The sequence below is a fragment of the Pseudoalteromonas sp. SCSIO 43201 genome (assembly GCF_023716725.1).
Taxonomy (GTDB): Bacteria; Pseudomonadota; Gammaproteobacteria; order Enterobacterales; family Alteromonadaceae; genus Pseudoalteromonas; species Pseudoalteromonas peptidolytica.
This window is the reverse complement of record NZ_CP072684.1, coordinates 254,807-275,959: the sequence shown is the minus strand read 5'-3', so window position 1 is coordinate 275,959 and position 21,153 is coordinate 254,807. Positions and strand designations below refer to the sequence as shown.

The window sequence follows — 21,153 nt, the reverse complement described above, 5'->3', positions numbered from 1 at the left end:
TTAAACCGACAAAAATAAAAATAGTTATATGGTCGCTGGATCAATAATCAAGGAGATTAGACCGGTAAATTTAGAAAAGTTCATAAATTTTCAATAACAATTTCAAATACTTTGAGATTGTTTGAAAAAGCATCTAAAGTTGACGTTTGCGGTTTAAAAAGCAACCATTTCGCGCTTTACTATTGGCAACTTCGATTTGGTTGTTTAGAATCGAAGGAAATTAACAGGTCAGACCTGTCAGCGGGAGAGCAAATTCATGTCTGAACAAAATATATTAAAAACATCAAAAGGCGACCGAATCGCTATCGTTAGCGGCTTGCGTACGCCATTCGCAAAGCAAGCTACCGCTTTTCATCATGTTCCAGCATTAGATTTGGGCAAAATCGTAGTTAACGAAATGCTTGAACGACTTAACTTTGACCGCAAAGAAATCGACCAATTGGTTTTCGGTCAAGTTGTTCAAATGCCTGAAGCGCCAAATATCGCACGTGAAATTGTCCTTGGTACAGGGATGCCGGTATCTGTTGATGCGTATTCCGTATCTCGCGCTTGTGCCACGAGCTTCCAAGCGATTGCCAATGTAGCAGAAAGCATTATCTCAGGCCAAGTAAATGTAGGCGTGGCAGGTGGTGCTGATTCTTCATCGGTACTACCAATTGGCGTAAGCAAAAAATTAGCTGGCAGCTTAGTCGACCTAAACAAAGCACGCACTCTTAAACAGCGTTTACAAATTTTCTCAAAACTGAGATTAAAAGATTTATTACCGGTTCCACCTGCAGTTGCCGAGTATTCGACTGGCTTGTCTATGGGGCAAACAGCAGAGCAAATGGCGAAAACACATGGTATTAGCCGAGCGGATCAAGACGCGATGGCGCATCGTTCACATACTCTAGCTGCAAAAGCATGGTCAGAAGGCCTGTTGAGTAATGAAGTGATGGCTGCACATGTCGAGCCATACAAAGGGTTCATTGATAAAGATAATAACATCCGTGAAAACTCGTCACTTGAAGGGTATGCCAAATTAAAGCCTGTATTTGACAGAAAGCATGGTTCTGTTACCGCTGCGAATGCAACACCACTGACCGATGGTGCTGCAGCTGTATTGATGATGAGTGAAAGTAAGGCCAAAGCGCTCGGTTACGATATTTTGGGATATGTCCGTAGCTTCGCCTTCTCAGCGATTGGCGTACACGAAGACATGCTAATGGGCCCTGCACACTCGACGCCTATTGCGTTGGATAGAGCTGGGATCACATTAGCAGACCTTGATTTGATTGAAATGCACGAGGCTTTCGCAGCTCAAGCGCTGGCAAACATGAAGATGTTTGGCTCAGATAAATTCGCGCAGGAGAAATTGGGTCGCAGCAAAGCGATTGGTGAAATCGACATGGACAAGTTTAACGTAAACGGTGGCTCACTTGCTTACGGTCACCCATTCGCAGCGACGGGCGCGCGTTTAATCACGCAAAGCTTGCATGAACTTAAACGTCGTGGCGGTGGCCTTGCATTAACAACAGCCTGCGCAGCAGGTGGTCTTGGAGCAGCATTTGTATTGGAGAGCGCGTAATGTCAGTATTTTCTTATGAACTAAACGACCATAAAGTGGCCATCGTCACTATTGACGTACCAGGTGAAAAGATGAACACCTTACGCGATTCATTCGCTGATGAGTTGCTTGAAGTTATTGCTAAAGGTAAGCAAGACGATGTAACTGGGATGGTTTTTATCAGTGGTAAAGCAGACAACTTCATCGCCGGTGCAGACATCAAAATGCTGGACAACGCCAACACGCGTGACGACGCGTTAGCGATATCAGAAATGTGTCATAAAACCTTCTTTAAAATGGCCGAGCTGCCATTCCCAACCGTTGCGGCTATTCATGGCGTCGCATTGGGTGGCGGCCTTGAGTTTGCACTGGCTTGTGATTATCGAGTTTGTACTGAAGACAGTAAAACAAAACTGGGTCTTCCAGAAGTACAACTTGGTTTATTGCCAGGTGGTGGTGGTACGCAGCGCCTACCAAAATTAGTTGGAATACAAAAAGCACTTGAATGGATGTTGACTGGTAAACAAGTGCGTCCAAAGCAGGCGAAAAAGACAGGACTGGTTGATGATGTGGTGCCACACAGCATTTTATTAAACGTTGCCGTTAAGCTTGCAAGAAAAGGCAAGCCTAAGCCTCGTAAACCAAACCTAGACAAAATTAGTCAACTATTGGAATCAAACCCGTTTGGTCGAAATATCATTTTCAAAAAAGCACAAGAAAATGTAGAGAAGAAAACTGGCGGACACTACCCAGCACCACTTGCGATTATCAAAGCGGTGAGAGCTTCTATCGAATTGGATAAGCTTAAGGGCTACAAAACTGAAGCAGAAGGGTTTGCTGATCTGGTTATGTCAGAAGTGTCTCGCTCACTGCGAGGTATTTTCTTTGCCACAACGGAAATGAAAAAAGATTTCCAAGTTGAAGACTTGGCGGCTGTAAACCGCGTAGCTGTGCTTGGTGGTGGTTTGATGGGTGCCGGTATTACCCATGTGAGCGCGGTAAAAGCAGGGGCGACGGTGCGTATTAAAGATGTTGCCCATCAGGGGATCAGTAACGCACTAAATTACAGCTACAAGATTTTATCTAAGCGCCAAAAGCGCCGTATTATTTCAAAGGCAGAAATGCAGTCTACCCTGAATATGATCACAGGTACTACTGATTATTCTGGCTTTAAGCACACAGACATGGTGATCGAAGCGGTATTTGAAGATTTAGAGTTAAAGCAATCCATGGTAGCGGATATTGAACGTGAATGCGCTGAACAAACCATTTTTGCGAGTAATACTTCGTCATTACCGATAGGCCAAATCGCTGCGAAAGCCGCGAGACCGGAAAACGTGATCGGATTACATTACTTCTCGCCAGTGGAGAAAATGCCATTGGTTGAAATTATTCCACACGATACCACCAGCGATGAGGTAATCGCTCGTACAGTTGCGTTTGCACGTAAACAGGGTAAAACGCCAATCGTTGTAAAGGACAAGGCTGGCTTTTATGTTAACCGTATTTTAGCGCCGTACGTCAATGAGGCGGCTAATCTACTATTAGCCGGTGAGCCAATTGAAAAAATCGACCAAGCTTTGGTGGAATTTGGATTCCCAGTTGGCCCCTTGGCACTTTTAGATGAAGTAGGTGTTGATATTGGTTCTAAAATAGCCCCTATTTTGGAAAAGGAACTCGGGGAGCGATTTAAAGCACCCGATGCTTTTGCCCGTATGATAGATAGTAAACGTTTAGGTCGTAAAACAGGCCGAGGCTTCTACAATTATGAAGGCAAAAAAGGTAAGCAGGTTGACGAGTCTGTCTACGAATTGCTGGGTATTACCCCATCTCCAAAATTGAACAAGCAAGAAATAGCCAATCGTTGTGTTGCGCAAATGCTAAATGAGGCTGCGCGTTGTTTGGACGAAGGCATTATTCGTAATGCTAGAGATGGAGATATTGGCGCTATTTTTGGTATCGGTTTCCCACCGTTCTTAGGTGGTCCGTTTAGTTACATGGATAAAAAAGGCGTTAACAAGATTTGCTCTGAGCTATCGACGTATGCGTCTGAAAATCCAACTTTTACGCCTGCCGAGCCGTTGCTAGCGATGGTGGAAGCGGGTAAAGGTTATTACTGATCTCTTCGTACATTAGCAATTCACTGGTAAGCCGCATTTTATGCGGCTTTTTTTATTTTCTGGTCTATATTTAAACGAATAACCTGAGCTCGGGATAATGACTTGTTCTCCAGTAGCCGTTACCCCTTATACGAATTATCTTAACTAAATGGTCTATTTTGAGGCGAGAAATTTTGTTAACAACACCGCTAGAGCGTCCTGCTATCGCCAAGGTCACTAAATCAGTGTAGGCAAGGCAAAAATTGTACTATTTAGTGTTCTAAGTAAGCAATTTTTAACGCAGTTAGCGTCAGAGTCACGCCCTTCAAATTGAGCAAGAATTAAGGCAATTGATATTACATATTATAGGTCATATCAACTGGTAACAGCATGAATAGCTTACAGATAAACTGTCGAGTTACCAATAACCTCTATATTGTTGGTGGTAACACGGATGAATAGGCGGTATTTTCTTACTAATAATAGCGCTTTCTATTTTTACAGTGCTTGTTAGTGGGAGCTTAGTTTATTGGTCTGCTGTACTTAATCAGTCAATCTCTTCTTTTCATCAATCGTGGCAGTCTGACTCTGAAGTATCAATAAAGCGTGCGGCCTTGCTCGCGGAGCTTGAGCGCAGCTTGGGCTATAATGGTTTTATTCATCATTTTAAAAACTACATTCTGCGTCAACAAAATGTTTACTATGACACGGCGTTATTAGATGTAGAATCGACAAAATAACGCAATTGTTAAGCTTCGGGGTTTGGGCTTAACTGAGCAAGAAGACGCTGCATTGGATGCAATACAGTCAACCTTTGATAACTACACGCACATGCTAGCGGTTGCAAAATCGACTACAACAAGTAGCAATATCACACCAACTATGATGGATAGCCTTGTTAAAGTTGACGATGCAGATGCTGAAGCCGCGTTTAACTTTTTGCGCCACTCGATAGGCGCGCAGTTTTCACTCGCAAAACAGCAGCAGGCTACAATGTTTACACAAACACAGGCATTGGCTAGTTACGGTACGTTATTATTTATCCCAATTATGCTGTTATTTGCATGCTTAAACATAGCTACACTCATCTACACTTTAAAACTATTAAAAGAAAAGCGCCGGCTCTTTAATGCAACGCCAGACGCAATTTTGTATTTTGACAGAAACAATAAGCTTAAGGACGTTAATCAAGCATGCACCAAGTTGTTTGGATATAAGCACCATGAGCTGTTGGGGATGAGAGTGGGAGATTTAATTCCACAACATCGTTTTGCCGAGGAGGAGTGTGGCCAAGCTGGTGCAGGTGATCCGCAGCTGAAAGGGAAAAAAATGTTAGCGCTTCATCAGTCAGGTAGCAAGCTTCCTGTAGATGTTACGATTTCTACGGTGTCCGTCTCGAAAGGTGATGTCTACATTGCAGTCATACGAGACTTACGGCAAGAACAAGAGCTAAGGTCACGTGCAGAACTTGATTTTTTGACTCAAGTAAAAAATCGCAGGAAAATAGAAGTGGTCCTGCGAGAAGAGGTACAAAGGGCGATCCGTTACCATCGCTCACTGTCTCTTTTGGTTGTCGACATAGACTACTTCAAGCAACTCAATGACAGTGCGGGACACCAAGATGGGGATACAGCACTTAAAGAAGTTGGACAGTTTTTGACTGAACAGGCAAGGCCGAGCGATCATATCGGTCGTTGGGGAGGAGATGAATTTGTCATTATTTGCCCCGAGACAGCGCCTGACGCAGCGTTGAATTTTGCCGATAGACTTGTCCATGATTTTCTTCGTTTTAGTAGCTATGGACTTACGTTTAGTATTGGTGTTGCTGGCTATGAATTAATTGGTGAAAGCTTTAATCACCAACGCTGTTTTGAAGAGGCTGACATGGCCTTATATGAGTCCAAGAAGGCTGGCAGAAATCAAGCCACTTTATATATCGCTCCTTGTAGCTCGTTCGATAAAAAGGCTTGATGCCTTTTACATTGTCCCTCAAAAACCTTACAATTTGCGCCCTGTTTGAATTTGTGGCGGATGTTGATGCATAAAATAGAAGACCTCATTGCCGTTTTTAATGGGCTATTCTTGGAACCTCTCAACACAGAGCTTGTCGCTGGGCTCGAAGAACCAATATACCTTCCCGCGAGTGAGGCATATCCGCATCACCGAATCATATTTGCCCATGGCTTTTATGCCAGCGCTCTACATGAAATTGCACATTGGTTAGTAGCAGGTAAGGCGCGCCGCGAGTTGGAAGACTATGGTTACTGGTATTGTCCTGATGGTCGCGATGAGACGAAACAAAGAGAGTTTGAGCACGTTGAAGTAAAACCACAAGCGATAGAGTGGGCATTGAGTGCTGCGGCAAATTTTTCTTTTAATGTCTCAGTAGATAACCTCAGTGGTGCGCAAACATGTCGATTCAATTTTCAAAAACGTGTTCATCAACAACTCATTAGTTTATTAGATATCGGTTTCAATGAGAGAGCAACATGCCTGCTTGAAGCCTTGAGTCAGTTTTACAATACACCTTGGCCGTTAAATAAAAGCCAATTTAATTGGAATATTCCATCTGATTTAAGTGTGGGGATAGAAAATGAAATTTAAACTGGGACTGATTGTTAATCCGCTCGCAGGGCTTGGTGGTAGTGTTGGTTTAAAAGGCAGCGATGGGGAGGATACCGCTCAAAAAGCATTTGCTTTAGGAGCCGAGCCCCGTGCCAATCAAAGGGCTAAAGCTGCGCTTAGTCAACTTGTCTCACACCGAGAAAATATAGAAGTTTTTACTGTTAATGGCGAAATGGGTGAGCGTATTGCCGAAGAACTTGGTTTTAGCACTCAGGTGATATATCAGACCCCAAGTGTGCAGACCAGAGCTGAACATACAGAATCCGCAGCACAACTTTTGCAGCAACAAGGTGTGGATCTGCTTTTATTTGCGGGTGGTGATGGTACAGCTCGTAATATTTGCCATGCAGTAGGTGATACTTGTCCCGTACTTGGGATCCCCGCAGGATGTAAAATTCATAGTGGTGTGTATGCCATCACGCCCAAAGCTGCAGGTCGAGTGGTTGAGCTTTTGGTCACAGGAGAGCTGGTATCTATTGGTGAAGCTGATGTAATGGATATAGATGAGGCTGCCTTTCGAGCCGGTACCGTAAGAGCCAAACGGTATGGAGAAATGCAAGTACCCACTGAACTTAGATATGTACAAGCAGTAAAAAATGGCGGCAAAGAAAGCAACGAGTTGGTATTGGCTGATATAGCCGCTTATGTTGTTTCTGAAATGGATGAAGATGAAACCTATATCATGGGATCTGGTTCTACCGTTGCTGCCGTGATGGAAGAAATGGGGCTTGAGAATACCTTACTTGGTGTAGATGTAGTGAAAGATCAAGCGCTGGTTGCACAAGATCAAACAGCACAGCAATTGCTTGCATTGGCTGATGATAAAACCAAACTGGTGATCACCCTAATTGGTGGTCAAGGGCATATTTTCGGCCGCGGTAACCAGCAATTAAGCCCAGAACTGATTAAGAGAGTGGGAAAAGATAATATTATTGTTATCGCTACTAAATCAAAACTGAAAGCGCTCAATGGTCGCCCGCTTATCGCTGACACAGGAGATGAGCAACTTGATGAATCTCTCACTGGATTTATTAAGGTGATCACGGGATTTAACGACCATGTCATGTATGCCATTGGTCATCAGGAATAACCTAGGAACACAAATGTTATTAGTAGAGTATGTAGAAAAAGCACAGCAATTTTTTGATGATCTTGTAGATAGAGCAAGTGATGATGAGTTATTTGCTGGTGGTTATTTACGGGGCCACTTCGACTTGGCTGTGGGATATGCACAGGTAGAAGAGACTGATCTCACCGTAGAAGAGTTAAACGCTCAGATTGAGAGCAGCTTGGTCAAAGCGTATCGAAACGGTGAACTTAATGATGATGACAAGGCGCATGTCGTTACTATTTGGGAACAGGTGCAAAACCTAAAGTAAGCGGACTTAGTTAATAGGCTTATACCAATTTGACTTAATACTTGTTCAATTTGAAGGCGTAAATCTGATGCTAACTGCGTTAAAGGTTTTTATTTAGAACAACTAAATAGCAAATTTTTTGCCTTGCCTACACGGATGTAGGTACCTTGGCGATAGCAGGACGCGGTAGCGGAGTTATCGCCAAGATTTTCTCGCCTCAAAATAGGCCACTTAATTAAGCAAATTGGTATTAATTAAAATCGTTGGTATAAATCAATTTGCAAGCCTCCAAAATATAAATAGCAGTGCAAAACCAATCAAATAAATAAGCCCAAGCGTTGTTAATACCTTGACTACAACAGATTGACGACTGAATATTTCACCTTTGACCAATCCCAAATTCATCCAAGCAAATACTGGGGTAGTAACAAACGCTGAGCTCATTGCAAACATCAACATATTTTTTAAATCAGCTTTAAAGAATAGCACGACTAACATTGCTAGTAGCGCCTGAAGTAGCAAAATGCCTAAGTAATATTTTTTCGTTTTGCTGGGTCGCAGTAGCTGTAACGATTCACTCAGTACTCTTGAATAACCATCTAAAACGGTAATAGTGGTACCAAACATACATAAAAAAGCAACGCCAGCGATAAGCCATCTTGCCCACTCTCCTATCGTATTTGCATACATATCAATTAATTGCTTGGAAAAAGCAACACCTGCAAGCTCTACTGGGTTGTTTTGTCCATACTGCATTAACATGCCAAGTAAACAGAACACGACAGCTAATCCTAAGGTAACGAAATAGCCGACCTTAAAATCTAACATGATCTGTTGGTGGGAAAGCGTTTGCTTGGATATTTTCGTTTTCAGCCAAGATGAGTTTATTGCTGATATTTCAATAGGTGCTGGCATCCAGCCCATTAAGGCAACTAAAAATCCAAGCAGTGCAAGGTCATAAGGCGATATTGGTGTCTGTGGTGATGGATGTGCTGCGCCATTTATCATGGCGATAATAAGTGCACTCACGGTGGATAGCGTTAAAATTATCATTACCCACTTACTGGTTATATCTAAAATTTTGTAATGGCCTAGCAATAAAATAGCCAAGCAAGTGGTAAGCAATAGGAAGCTTAGTGATTCAATACCAATAGTAAAAGGAAGTGAGTAGCTAAGCAAGCTTGCAGTTAAGAGCAAAACACCAGCCGTATTTACAATGGCTGCAAAAATATTGAGTAGTACGAATATTTTAAAACCAAAACGATAGTTATTGTAATAGCCCTCCACCACTGTATGGGCAGTTTGACTAGTGTATTCAACCGCATACTTGAAAAAAGGGTACTTAAGTAAGTTAACGACAACGATGAGCCAAATTAGCTGTGTACCAAACAGCGCGCCGGCTTGTGTTGAAGAAACCAAGTGTGAGCCACCGATAGCGGCGGTAGCCATCAAAATGCCAGGGCCAAAAACTGCAAACCTTTCCTTTAGCGAGCGCATTGCGATCAATGTTATTTCCTTTGTTTGTATTGTTATTATTGTAAGCCTGCACGCAGTCTACGAAGTTTTACATATTGCCGCAATATAGATGAAAACGAATTTTACATTGGACGGCAAATTAAATTTTGGTACTTAAGTGTGCCCAAAAGTGGATTTTTAACAATACCGCATGTGTAATCTCATTGCTCCTCTAAAAAGTAGTCTTCTAAATCCTCTTTGATGTCTTGATAATCGTCTTCGTCTAGGTTGAGTGCTTTCAGTACATCGCTTTTCATCAAGTACCAGTCAGGCGATGCGACAAAACGTTTATTGATGTGAACGAAGTTTTCAGCCATTTTTAGCGCAGCAAATGCCAATTGTTGTTCTTCATTTTTACACTGGGGTAAAAATTCGGGGTCGTGATGACATAAAATCATCTGACAAATATCTTTTGGTAGATTCCAAGAAGTTGCCAGAAAGTAACCTACAACTGCATGATTTGTTTGATACTTTTGCTCTTCATGTGCTACTAGGATCTTATCATAATCTTTGTTAGCTGCGACTAAAGTTTCCATATAATCAGGATAATTTACTGCCATGGCCGCAATCCCGGCATCATGAAACAAACCGAGTAAATGCAGATTTTCAATAGGTACACGTGCTTTTATTTTATTACCAATCACCATAATACTGTCGGCAATATCGGATGCGTTATCCCAAAACCGCTCAAGACTAATACAGCACTTGCTTTGTTCAAAGGATTGCTTGAGTAAAAAGCTAGTGACTAGAGTTGTGATAGCACTAAGTCCTAAAAAGACAACGGCTTGCTTGACGTCTGTAACGGTTCTAGATAGGCCATACAGTGGAGAGTTAATAATCTTTAACACCGCAGCTGATGCGCCTACGTCATGGGCTATGATAGTTGCGACGTCATTGAGATCTGGATTTGAGTCTGATAACGCATTTTGTAGCTCGGTTATTAGGCTTGGTTTTGGCGGTAAACTGAAGCCATGCTTTACGTCGGATAACACGGTGTCATCTAAATCAATCATCATTAAATCCTTCATTTTGGATATCTAAAAGCATAGCGTATTTTCTTTTTTGGACACGAAGTGGTAAGAAAAAATCTCAATCCGACTACTAAATCAGCAAAGTGTCCCAATGTTCTGAACGTATACTTGCCTATCATGTAAATATTAAGTTATGGTTAAGCAATTTTTTTCTCAGGGCAACGGTATGCACGAATCACAACAAGCGAATTCGCAAAACTCTGCGATCACCCGTTTTTTAAATGGGATCGAGCGGGTCGGAAATAAACTTCCTGATCCTGCCATTATCTTTCTATCAGCAATGTTGCTGATCTGGCTTCTTTCTTGGCTATTCTCAGGTGTGGAATTTAGCGCCATTGATCCTAGAACTAATGAAGCAATAGTAGTACACAATCTATTAGACCCCGGTGCGCTTGCCGGGTTTATGGCAACGATGGTAAAGACCTTTACTGGATTTGCACCTTTGGGCGTTGTTTTAGTTGCAATGTTGGGTGTGGGTGTCGCTGAACACTCAGGTTATATCAATACTGGGCTTAAGATTATGCTTAAGCGCACACCACAGATATTGTTAACACCGTCAATTATCCTGATTGCAATTGTTAGCCACACCGCTACCGATGCGGGATATGTACTCGTTATTCCGCTCGCGGGCGTGATTTTTTATGCGATGGGTAGGCATCCACTGGCAGGTATTGCGGCAGCGTTTGCCGGTGTGAGTGGTGGCTTTAGTGCCAACTTCATTCCATCTGGTATTGACCCGTTATTGCAAAGCTTTACACAAAGTGCTGCACAAATTATTGATCCTGAAATTGCAATAAACCCTCTTAATAACTGGTTTTTCACGTCTGCATCTAGTTTGTTTATCATTTTATTGGGCTGGTATATCACAGACAAAATTATTGAACCGAGATTAAAAAACACAGCAATCGATGGTGACACCGATAGCCTACCTTCATTTGATGAGATCACGAGCAAAGAGAAAAAGGGATTTGTAATTGCATCTCTAGTTATGCTTGCAGGCATCGCTCTACTGGTTTATGCGTCAAGTGGTGAAGATTCAGCACTGCGCAGCCCATCAGGTGCGCTAACGGACTTTAGTGCTCCATTGATGCAATCAATCGTGCCGCTAATTTTCTTATTGTTTTGGATCCCCGGAGCGGTATATGGGTTCGTAGTTGGGACATTTAAAAGCTCCAAAGACATGATTGACGCCATGACAAAAGCGATGAATAGCATGTCTTATTACATCGTAATGGCATTCTTCTGTGCGCTCTTTATTAGTGCTTTTAGCCACTCTAATTTAGGTGCATTGCTTGCTATTGAGGGAGCACAAGTGTTAAAGGCAATGGCATTGCCTAGTTATGTCACTGTTATTGGAATTATTTTCTTGACCGCATTTGTGAATTTGTTTGTTGGCTCAAGCTCAGCCAAGTGGGCGCTACTAGGACCTATTTTTGTTCCTATGTTGATGCAGTTGGGGATCTCTCCAGATCTAACACAAGCTGCGTATAGAGTAGGGGATTCAGGCTCAAATATTATCACTCCGCTTATGCCGTACTTTCCATTAGTCGTGGTTTACTGCCAAAAGTACGTTAAATCAACGGGTATTGGTACATTAATAGCAATGATGCTGCCATATTCAATCGCATTTTTGATTGGATGGAGTATTTTCTTATTAATATACTGGACTTTAGGTATACCTCTAGGGTTACAGGCAAGCTATATTTACCCATCTGGTATGTAACACCTTGGAATAGAAAGTTAAATCAAGTGTAGTCAGCTTGGGTTAAATTTTTAATCATACAGAGTGGAACCATAAGATAAGCGCTGCTAATACAGCGCTTATCTTTTAATTTGAGTTTCAGGTATAAGGACTAGAATTCAGCCAAGCTATTTGTCTGATGAGACAGCCAAAACCGGTCAGTTATAGCAATTTCCTTAATTAAGTGGTCTATTTTGAGGCGAGAAAATCTTGTCGATAACCCCGCTACCGCGTCCTGCAATCGCCAAGGTACCTAGCTCAGTGTAGGCAGGAAAAAATTTTGCTATTTAGTTGTTCTAAATAAGAAATTTTTAATGCTGTTAGCGTCAGATTTACTCTTTCAAATTGAGCAAGTATTTAAGTCAAATTGGTATTAGAGCGATTTCTCATAAATTAGCAAACTAGTTCTATTCTCAACTCGTTAGCGCCATACAGAAAAATATTTAATTAATGATTACGCTCACTCCTCGTTATTTAATTTAGAATCACCAGCCGTTGATAATCACTTTATCGTCGGTGTTATGCTTTTAATGTATTGATTCAGCCTCTTCTTATCATACTCGTTCTTAGCAAGTTTTAACGCGACATTGGCATTTTCTATCGCGTGTTCGCGATTGTTATTCGCCTCATATGCCTTTGCTAATGATTCATAAGCTTGCCAAGATTTAGGCTGATACTTGGTGTAACGTTGAGCGACTTCAATTGCCTCAGCTGCTCTGTTTTGCCTGATCAAGTATGTACTAATAAAACCCAGTCTATTTACACTATTCCAGCGAGTTGCTCTGGGCAAAATAGCAAAACCGTAGTGTTGACTTAATTGGTCAAAATATTTATCAAGGTTTTTCAGAGCGTTACCAGGCTTGGCAACAATGTCACGATATTTTGCAGACCAAAGTGATTTTGGGTATTTTATTTCGAGCACATCCAACATGGCTTTTATTAGCGTGTCATAATGTCCTTCATTATCATATATCCGAAGGGTAAAAGGCAGGCCTTCTATTTGGCTCAATTTGCTTTTAAGTTTATCCACATTGGTTTGATATTTTTTTTGTTTTTTCAGGTCGTCATCAGCGACCATAAAAAAGATGAGCGGATTTACTTTTGAGCTCTTAGATAGCCGGGCTGCTAACCCATCCACCATGGTTTTATTTGGCGTGTGTCCCATCCCAATGATATCCGCTGCAGCCAAAAAAATGTAAGTGTCGAACAAGTGTTTGTCATGAATAAGATTATTTAGTGGGAAAAAACTACTTGTCGAAATAGCAACTACACTACGTTTATTGTTTGCGCGATACTGCTTTTCTAGAAAGGGAAAGAGTTCATCTTGGTAAAACTGATGATACATATCTGGCTCTCCCCATGAAGGCCATTTATTACTTGGCTGATTACCGAACATATTGTTGTGATAAATGTCAGGGGAGGGGCTTCCTCCATCAATACTTACAACAATAGTTTCTGGCATCCGCTCAACATCAGCCAAATGTTTAACGATCCCATTCACGGTATGAAAATACTGATGACCATGTTTACCAACAATAAAAATAACCGGATAAGTGTGATGTTCAGAAGAGAGAGTAAAGTTGCTAGGCAACGAAATTTTGAGAGGAATTTCCTTGTTTAAGATTTCTGATTTTAATAATAGCTCTTTCCCTATTACTACAGGGCTTTGGTCACTCACTGTTACCGCTGCTTCACAGAGCATGGAAACGGACAAAAGTATGAATAGACTAAAAGACTTAATACTCTTTAATACGCTCACAGATACCTCCTAGTATTTAACTTATATAGCCTGCTTTGATGTTGCCACCTAGTTGCCATAACACCTATCTGTAAGTATTTTTAATCGACAATTGAGGTGACCCAAAGTTTACAACTGGCTTCTGTACCCAGACGCTTATATTGAAAAGCAAAGCGAATTATCTATATTAGTAACAGCATTTGATAACTATTGTCCAATAAGCAACGTTAAACAGAGCTGTGAACACTAAACCTATCAATAATCGCATTGATACTTAGAAAATGAAGGCGTGAAATACTTACTTAACCTAGTCTATCCTCAACGTTTGCGTAACTATCCTAACGCCCACTAGTCGAATGCTGCGGCTTACAGCTAGCCTATCAGAGCATGATCCTCCTGTGTATCTGAGGGTTGCTCATAAATAATCTAATACCAATTTGCTTAATTAAGTGGTCTATTTTGAGGCGAGAAAATCTTGTCGATAACTCCGCTACCGCGTCCTGCTATCGCTAAGGTACCTACATCCATATAGGCAAGGCAAAAACTTTGCTATTTAGTTATTCTAAATGAGAAATTTTTAACGCTGTTAGCGTCAGATTTACTCCTTCAAATTGAGCAAGTATTAAGTTAAATTGGTATAAACTTGAGTTGTGAGATACTTATCATTAACGAGCTATTGTAAGAACGTATGGCTTAAATCGTCTAGGAACCCATACATAACTGGGTTTATATTTCCCTGAAGCCATATTGCTTTTGATTCATTTCACGTCACAAATTAAATATAGAATTCCATATTCTTTGCACATTTCCCTACCATCTTATTATTGAACCTAACATATCGCGACCTTAACTGAATGAGCTTTTTAGTTTGGACGCAGATTATTTAACCCAAAAGAGGTAGAGCATGAATAACTCAATACGTAATATTACTATTTCGGCGGCTGTGTTAACTACATTAACTTTAAGCGCACAAGTTGAGGCAAGAAAAAGTGATAGGAACCATAAAAAAGCACCTGAAATTGTATTTAGCAAACTCGATTTAGATCAGAGTGGTACGCTGATCCTTGATGAATTACAGGGTAATGAACAGACTAAAGCTGAAAAAAAGTTAGCGCGTGCAGATCTTGATGGTAACGCAAGTATTGACCTGACGGAATACCTTGCAAAGCAGCGTCATTCGCATGATTTATCTACGTATGCGACCGAAATAGTGCAATGTGTACAAGCATTAAAAGATGCAGATGAAGCAAGCCTTATTGTCGTACCGAGTAGCGATAAATTTGCATCACCAGAAGAAAAGTTTGCTCAATTAGATTCTGATGATAGTGGTGCGATTAGTGTTGATGAAATTGCACAAGCGTTGGCCACTCGTCAAGAAATACGTTTCGCTGAGATGGATAGTGATAATAGCAATGACGTTACACTAGAAGAGTTTATTCAAAATGGTGAACGTAAGCAGGCAACAAGAGCAGCTGTCAAAGAGTGTATCGACAGTTTAGTTGATGTGACTGAGGTGATTTAATAAAAACTTCAGTTATTCACCAACAATAGCATAACGCACTTTCTAAATTTATTGCCCTAGTGATAACCTCATTAGGGCTACGAAAAATATATTCACTTTATTTAGCCTGAGGTTTGGATAAGAATATTCCAACTTATTGTTGCTAAAGCACAACTTAGTTTTTTCCTTGTCTAGCCAGAGAGTTTTAGGGAAAACACCGCTCCCGCGTCCTGCTCTCGCTAAGGTACCTACATCCTGGGGGCTGTCTATTGGAAGTGAATTCAACTCAGTTAGCGCTCTAAAAAGGCATTAATTATACGCAGCTCAGTTAGTTAGAAACAGCAATTCTAATGATAGCTCACAAGTACGCTCCTCAAACTTAGGATTCATCGCCACTTTATGTGAAAGTTAGTACTTGGGGAATCGAGTTCAATACAATCCAAAAGTATCGGTATTCTAACTTTTACTGCGACTTTTGTTATGTGTATAATCGCGATTCTCTTTATATTACCTGTGTATTTATACGGTCTATTACTTAAAATATTCGAGTATCTATGTCGATGGAATGCGTTTTTGACCCCCCGGTGTTTACCGAAGCTGTTCGGCTTCAATTTCAAAAGTTAGATAGCTATGACGACCCTTGTTTAGTATTTATTACTACAAATCATACCGCGCAATGGTGTCATAATACCCTGCATAATATTCTTCAAGCTGAAGGGATCTCACACTCTGATATCCTCGCGGTATCAGAAAATACACACTTTTTCCTTTGTTATTGTGATCCGACCACGATACAAGTATTTGTTGATGAAGTAGTAGCTGTTGCTGTCAGCGCTGATATTACGACGTTTTTATCTGTGTTTCGCCATAATTGTTTATCAAATCCCAAAGAAACATTTCGGTGGTGCACTCAGCAACTTCAAGGGTTAATTGAAAATAGTTCTGATAATGTTGGGGCCGCGTTGAATGACTTCCGTGATAAAGCCAATTGGCCTGGAATTGCAGATTACCAACAACCGGAGCAGCAGACTTCTTCAGTTGATAACGCTGAGAAAAAGACACGTGATGGTTTTTTCGCAAGTGTGGCTAAGTTCCTCGGCTTTGGCTGTCAGGACGAACGTCAGTTAGGATTTGAAATCACGCCAACCCTATCGATAGTGAAAATATTTATAGAATCCCTTCCATCTGGTTCCGCATTATGGGCATATGTAAAAACTGGGAAAGGGAAGGAGCAATTAGTTCGGTCACATGCGTTGCTTGATCTTGACCATGTTTTGCTGTTACCTCATGCATGTCGATATGCACCTGAATTTTATAATTATATAATGTCAACGCTTCGCCATAGCACTATTGTAGAGCAAAATGAAATTCAGCAATATTTTTATCGAGCGATAAGTGAACTTACTGAGGAGTTATTAGAGAGCGAAAGTAAAAAAGAAGCAAAACAGGCTTGTTTCTTACGTATATTGGATATTTTTTATCACCTTTTCGATCAGCAATCATGGTCTGATGATTTCTACGAATTACTCGTTGAAGATCAGGACACCGCATGCCTGAGCGCAGAAGCTTATCAAGCTCGTTTTATTCAAGAGATCGAAATATCCACAGACGGTGTCTCTGAAAAATTAAAACAACAAATTTTGGAACTGCTCGATAAGTTAGAAGACTACCATTTTGCTTCGTATCGACAGTGGTGCGAAATTACAAAACTTTTTAAAAGTAATCGGCAAGCTGTAAACCCCGAAAATTGGCTGGGAACAGAACCATCAAGCCGGCTATTACTAGCATGTATTTTACTCTATCAAGATAAATTATCTGCGATAAATGACGAGAGCACTCAAGCATTAAGGCAGTTAATTAATGAGTCATTAATAAAGCAAGTACTTAAAAAAATTGAAGAGGACATAGCGCATGATTGTAAATTACCAGAGTCTTTTGTTGCTTGGTTAACCTCTGAAAAACAAGGTATTGATACCGAGTGTATCGATCGATTAGCTAAAAATCTCGCGCCTGATACTGGACTAGATGCGCATAAGACGGAGCATACAGCACAACCACATACCCAATTGTTTAGTAGTATTAGTGATTTTCAAGCTGTGCTTGCTAGTTGTTATTGGCTTGAATTAAGTGAGCCAAACATTATTACTAGAAAAGTAATTGCAATGGCGCTGAAAATAGCGCCACAAGCATCCTTGAGTTGCTTCATTGGGCTGCAATTGAAGCGTTTTGGTTCATTTGGTGAACCAGAACAAAAGAAGCAAATCTTGGCTAATTTACAGCAAGTGAATGTTGATACATATGACTTATTGACATTTGAAGTTCGACTAGCGCAGGGTTATGACATTCAATGGTATGAGAAGCTGGTTAAGCAGTACGTCAAAATGAAAAAGTCAGACCGAGAAAGGTGGGATAAAGCACTGGCTAAAGTGACGCCAGCCACGAAGGACTATTTTTATCTTGACGTCTATCGCTTAGCGCCGAAAGTGACAACACCCTTGATTTACCAGCGTGAAAACATGATTGAAGCATTGATTAGTTCAACGTTATATTTTGATGATGACTTTATTGCTACTTACTTTAATCAAAAAGAGCTGCTGTTTAGTGATCATATTGAATTTTTACCTGAAAAATTTGAGTTACCAGTTTCCCTACATCAACAAGTACTGACCATCAAAAACGACGTAAACTTTGTGATATTTTTATATGATGTTGAATCATTGATACTTGTTGCTAAAACAGATGGGGTCACATTCTGCTCTGGGTCAAATAGCATTTCTTGGGCTAGTCACTATATTATTTTGGATAATCAAGTTGATCTGGATAAGCTTACTGTTCTGGCTGAGCAATTTGAAAGTTACCAAGCTCGGGCTAAAACATTACAAAAAGCGGTTACTGATTATTTATCAGGTGTCATTATCTTCTCTGAATTCCAGCGTTATTTTGGTCACTATTCTGACACTAAAAAGTACGACCTCCACATTGAAAATTACAGTAAATATAGTACTCGTATTTTACCACAAATATTGGTAGAGCCAGATGAACAGGTGCAGCTGCGCCTTATCAAACTATTGTGTAGTCATAAGACAAGAGGTAATAGGGTCTTAAAGAAAGTTGCGGAACAGTTATTCTTTGATCATTACCTCACAAATGGTAGTGCAGATTTTGAGATGCGACATGATCCAGAGCTTAATGTTGATGAGCTTACGGATGATTGGATAGAAACATGGCAGGGATTTTATACGACACTTGCTGAAAAAGTATCAAGTTTGCGCTGAGGAGTGAGGCGATGAATGATTTACAAGGGATCCTTAGTGAATACTTACCATTACAATTAATTCGCTTCGGTGAGGTTTATGGGCCAGAAGATGATCCTGATATGTGGCTGAGTGAATACGACTTTATATGGCGACCTATTGTAGACGAGGGTGAACAAGTGCCTCAGCTTTACTTAGGGGATGAGCCTATGCGCTTTGGCGTGGATTGTGAAACCGATAAAGCTGGATATATAAAGCAGTCGCTGGGACATCAACCGCTTAGGTTACCAGAAATATCTAGTTGCTGGGGAGATAGCTCTCTAATGCTCCGCAACGATCTTTTAGAAGGAGTAGAATTTTCTCCTATTTTAGGGGTGACTCGAACTTCTGCAACCATTGTTGATGCCGCCGGAGATGAAAGAACGGGTTTTACCGCGTTGTCGTTTCATAAAGTTTTTTTCCATGAGCGTGCAAGGTTGCGATTTGAAAATATTCCAGTGTCCAAACGGCTTATTATTCGAATGCTATTAAAAAGGCACTCTGACACTTTCTTTATTCATAAATCATTACTTGCTAAATGGAAGGAGTTAGATATTGAAACTGTATGTTTTAATATCAAAGCGCATCACCTGTCGTTTAAAACACTGTGTAATTTAGAGATGTATTATGGCTCAGTTGGTTCTAATAGCTACCAAACACTCGATGACTTTCAACACAACAGGAAAGCTAATTTTTGGGATGAGTTAGACGGTTAATCTAACAGGTAAGTTCGCTGTGTAGACATTTTTGCCCACTGACAAAGGAATAAAAGCGAGACCCTTAATAGTTTTATTAGTCATGCCACTTTAAAGAGACATAGAAAAACAGTGGATGTGTGCAATCATTGAAGTAACATTGCGTCTTAACTCACATCGATATTCGATAGTGATTATGTCAAACTGAGAAAACAGTCTGCGAGTTATCGAAAGCGGAAAGGCAATGGTCGTCAGAGTTGCTCTTGACTGATGAAAAGTAGTGACAGAGATATTATGAGTTGCTTCTCGAACCAGTTAGGGGGAGCTGCTGTGCACTCTGAAAGTGTATTGGTGTAATTACCTACGGAAACTGACAGACACCGTTTCAAAGTGGTGACTGTCAGGTTAAGTATAAGCTAGTAGACCCCGTAAAAAAAGGGTCGTCAAACTAAGGATGCCTTTTGGCTAGTGCTTAGTAAGGAATACTGGTGAGCTTAATTAAAATACAAACTTATCAAAAATCGCTTTAGCTGTTTCGTAATTTGTAGTGACAACCATTGGTAAAGTATGGTTTAACTCTGCTCTAACTAAATATACATCAGCAGTGCTTTTACTACGATAGTAATGCTCAGTCTTTGTATTGCCTTCATCAACCGAGACTACAGTCAATACGCCAGCGTCATTCACGCTCCACGTACCTTCAAAGCTTTCGTTGTTAAGCATGGACTCAAAAACGACTTTACCGTCAGATTTAAACGTTTGTTTAATAAGCATTGGCTCAGGCGATTGGTAGCCAGAAGCATTATCATCCATTACAGCATAAAGTGTTTGATTTGATAGGGCTTCAGCGGAAAATGCAGCTGCATTTTCTCGGCTTAAATCATAATGTTTTGCAAAGAAGACCATATCCTGTGCTTCTGGATCTAGTCCCAAAATTAGGGCGTCAGAAGAGTAAATGATATGGGTCTTTTCACCTTCAGCAATAATTGTGTTGCCTTCGATTGTATAGCTAAATGTGCTTGCACCTGCTGAAACCGTGCCATTAGTGAAAGTGAATAGCTCAACAGTTTCATCATTTAGCAGCTCACTATTAAATGAACCCGAGTACCATTGGCCGTTACCTTGCTCTAAAGTCGTCTGTAAAGTGGCTGGAGCCGGTTCCGGCTCAGGAGTGACTTCGTCATTATCATTTTTTGTGGTATCAGAAACAACAAACCCGCTTTCATCTTTTTCGATGATAAGGTTATCGATATTGTCAAGTGCCACATCATCTGCAATGTTAGAAATAGTAACCGTATCACTTAATAGAGCTTCGTTGTGTGAAGCGTTACCAAGCAGTTGCGATAAATCTTCAGGTAGTAAACGAACTACAGAGCGGGCTACTAAGTGAGCTTCTTTCGCATCTTCTGAAGTTTTTTGAACTGCTTTTGCTGCGACAAAGTCTGATTTAATAACATCAGCATCTACATCAATATGATCTGCTAGAGCTTCCATACTCATGCTATTCAAAGATGCAAGTGTTGAAAACGGAGATACGATATCTGAGTCGGAATGAGAGGCGAGGGTATAACCTTGCTTAATTACCTCATTGGTATCTGCATCAACTGTTTGTCCTGCAACAGCTTTAACTAATACATTGACATTTTCAGTAACCACAACTTGACCATTAGCATTGGTTACTAGGTCAACAGTTTCGCCTTTACTATTTTGTGTTTTCAGTACTTCTTCGTCTTCACACACTAAGTTATTGTTAGTGTCGTTACAAATTACAGCATTGATTAGGTAACCATCGATTGCGGTGATGGTTTTTGTACCAGCCTTGGTATCATTATTAACACTTCCACTGTTACCATTATCTATTTGTGAGTTCGTGTTATTGTCGTTGTCACTACCACCACAGCCGATAAGTGCAAGTGATACTGCACAAGCTAGAAGAGATTTTTTAGAAATGTTTTGCTTGATAAATGAACGCATCTTTCCTTCCCTAATAAAAATAATACGAACTGAAACC

General features: G+C 40.7%; 14 protein-coding genes. 10 read left to right on the top strand and 4 right to left on the bottom strand.

Features of this window, described 5'->3' with window-relative positions:
• The first annotated feature begins 256 nt into the window (after positions 1-256).
• The 6 genes from fadI (at position 257) to J8Z24_RS17920 (ending at position 7,649) form a co-directional block, all read left to right on the top strand.
• Positions 257-1,567: an acetyl-CoA C-acyltransferase FadI gene (gene fadI, locus J8Z24_RS17945; protein ID WP_125252795.1), complete on the top strand. Its 1,311-nt coding sequence runs from the start codon at positions 257-259 to the stop codon at positions 1,565-1,567.
• The gene (gene fadJ / locus J8Z24_RS17940; RefSeq protein WP_147391010.1) at positions 1,567-3,666 is read left to right on the top strand and encodes a fatty acid oxidation complex subunit alpha FadJ; all 2,100 of its coding nucleotides are present in this window, start codon (positions 1,567-1,569) and stop codon (positions 3,664-3,666) included. The genes fadI and fadJ overlap by 1 nt, the downstream gene beginning before the upstream one ends.
• 741 nt (positions 3,667-4,407) lie before the next feature.
• Positions 4,408-5,616 carry a sensor domain-containing diguanylate cyclase gene (locus tag J8Z24_RS17935; protein ID WP_252095892.1) on the top strand — a complete coding sequence of 403 codons (1,209 nt, stop codon included), beginning with the start codon at positions 4,408-4,410 and terminating at the stop codon, positions 5,614-5,616.
• Between the two features lie 66 nt (positions 5,617-5,682).
• On the top strand, positions 5,683-6,249 hold the full coding sequence (locus J8Z24_RS17930) for an elongation factor P hydroxylase (RefSeq protein ID WP_176033454.1): 567 nt from the start codon (positions 5,683-5,685) through the stop codon (positions 6,247-6,249).
• The gene (locus J8Z24_RS17925) at positions 6,239-7,360 is read left to right on the top strand and encodes an ATP-NAD kinase family protein (protein ID WP_176033453.1); all 1,122 of its coding nucleotides are present in this window, start codon (positions 6,239-6,241) and stop codon (positions 7,358-7,360) included. Before J8Z24_RS17930 ends, J8Z24_RS17925 begins: the two co-directional genes overlap by 11 nt.
• Before the next feature lie 13 nt (positions 7,361-7,373).
• Positions 7,374-7,649, top strand: a complete 276-nt coding sequence (locus J8Z24_RS17920) for a YfcL family protein (RefSeq protein ID WP_252095891.1) — start codon at positions 7,374-7,376, stop codon at positions 7,647-7,649.
• Positions 7,650-7,901: 252 nt separating this feature from the next.
• Here the strand turns inward: J8Z24_RS17920 and J8Z24_RS17915 are convergent, their stop codons facing one another.
• Both J8Z24_RS17915 and J8Z24_RS17910 read right to left on the bottom strand, forming a co-directional pair.
• Positions 7,902-9,125, bottom strand: coding sequence for an NRAMP family divalent metal transporter (locus tag J8Z24_RS17915; RefSeq protein ID WP_404824215.1), 1,224 nt, complete (start codon positions 9,123-9,125; stop codon positions 7,902-7,904).
• 179 nt (positions 9,126-9,304) lie between these two features.
• Entirely contained in the window at positions 9,305-10,156 is an 852-nt protein-coding gene (locus J8Z24_RS17910; protein WP_176033464.1) for an HDOD domain-containing protein, read from the bottom strand.
• Between the two features lie 184 nt (positions 10,157-10,340).
• On the opposite strand from J8Z24_RS17910, the gene J8Z24_RS17905 reads away from it, so the two are divergent.
• Positions 10,341-11,897 carry an AbgT family transporter gene (locus J8Z24_RS17905; RefSeq protein ID WP_125252802.1) on the top strand — a complete coding sequence of 519 codons (1,557 nt, stop codon included), beginning with the start codon at positions 10,341-10,343 and terminating at the stop codon, positions 11,895-11,897.
• Between the two features lie 520 nt (positions 11,898-12,417).
• Here the strand turns inward: J8Z24_RS17905 and J8Z24_RS17900 are convergent.
• Positions 12,418-13,674: an alpha/beta hydrolase-fold protein gene (locus tag J8Z24_RS17900; RefSeq protein ID WP_252095890.1), complete on the bottom strand. Its 1,257-nt coding sequence runs from the start codon at positions 13,672-13,674 to the stop codon at positions 12,418-12,420.
• Between the two features lie 883 nt (positions 13,675-14,557).
• On the opposite strand from J8Z24_RS17900, the gene J8Z24_RS17895 reads away from it, so the two are divergent.
• The 3 genes from J8Z24_RS17895 (at position 14,558) to J8Z24_RS17885 (ending at position 19,163) form a co-directional block, all read left to right on the top strand.
• A complete protein-coding gene (locus J8Z24_RS17895; protein ID WP_252095889.1) occupies positions 14,558-15,175 on the top strand; it encodes an EF-hand domain-containing protein in 618 nt (205 codons plus the stop codon).
• A 533-nt stretch (positions 15,176-15,708) separates the two neighbouring features.
• Positions 15,709-18,429: a hypothetical protein gene (locus J8Z24_RS17890; protein WP_252095888.1), complete on the top strand. Its 2,721-nt coding sequence runs from the start codon at positions 15,709-15,711 to the stop codon at positions 18,427-18,429.
• Between the two features lie 11 nt (positions 18,430-18,440).
• A complete protein-coding gene (locus J8Z24_RS17885; protein ID WP_147390261.1) occupies positions 18,441-19,163 on the top strand; it encodes a hypothetical protein in 723 nt (240 codons plus the stop codon).
• 477 nt (positions 19,164-19,640) lie between these two features.
• On the opposite strand, the gene J8Z24_RS17880 is transcribed toward J8Z24_RS17885, so the two are convergent.
• Entirely contained in the window at positions 19,641-21,116 is a 1,476-nt protein-coding gene (locus J8Z24_RS17880; protein ID WP_176033448.1) for a hypothetical protein, read from the bottom strand.
• Positions 21,117-21,153: the final 37 nt, after the last annotated feature.

Bases quoted from the DNA above. Each gene is read 5' to 3' on its own strand.
- fadI (WP_125252795.1), top strand. From the start codon at position 257: ATGTCTGAACAAAATATATTAAAAACATCAAAAGGCGACCGAATCGCT.
- fadJ (WP_147391010.1), top strand. From the start codon at position 1,567: ATGTCAGTATTTTCTTATGAACTAAACGACCATAAAGTGGCCATCGTC.
- J8Z24_RS17930 (WP_176033454.1), top strand. From the start codon at position 5,683: ATGCATAAAATAGAAGACCTCATTGCCGTTTTTAATGGGCTATTCTTG.
- J8Z24_RS17925 (WP_176033453.1), top strand. From the start codon at position 6,239: ATGAAATTTAAACTGGGACTGATTGTTAATCCGCTCGCAGGGCTTGGT.
- J8Z24_RS17920 (WP_252095891.1), top strand. From the start codon at position 7,374: ATGTTATTAGTAGAGTATGTAGAAAAAGCACAGCAATTTTTTGATGAT.
- J8Z24_RS17915 (WP_404824215.1), bottom strand. From the start codon at position 9,125: ATGCGCTCGCTAAAGGAAAGGTTTGCAGTTTTTGGCCCTGGCATTTTG.
- J8Z24_RS17910 (WP_176033464.1), bottom strand. From the start codon at position 10,156: ATGATTGATTTAGATGACACCGTGTTATCCGACGTAAAGCATGGCTTC.
- J8Z24_RS17905 (WP_125252802.1), top strand. From the start codon at position 10,341: ATGCACGAATCACAACAAGCGAATTCGCAAAACTCTGCGATCACCCGT.
- J8Z24_RS17895 (WP_252095889.1), top strand. From the start codon at position 14,558: ATGAATAACTCAATACGTAATATTACTATTTCGGCGGCTGTGTTAACT.
- J8Z24_RS17890 (WP_252095888.1), top strand. From the start codon at position 15,709: ATGTCGATGGAATGCGTTTTTGACCCCCCGGTGTTTACCGAAGCTGTT.
- J8Z24_RS17885 (WP_147390261.1), top strand. From the start codon at position 18,441: ATGAATGATTTACAAGGGATCCTTAGTGAATACTTACCATTACAATTA.
- J8Z24_RS17880 (WP_176033448.1), bottom strand. From the start codon at position 21,116: ATGCGTTCATTTATCAAGCAAAACATTTCTAAAAAATCTCTTCTAGCT.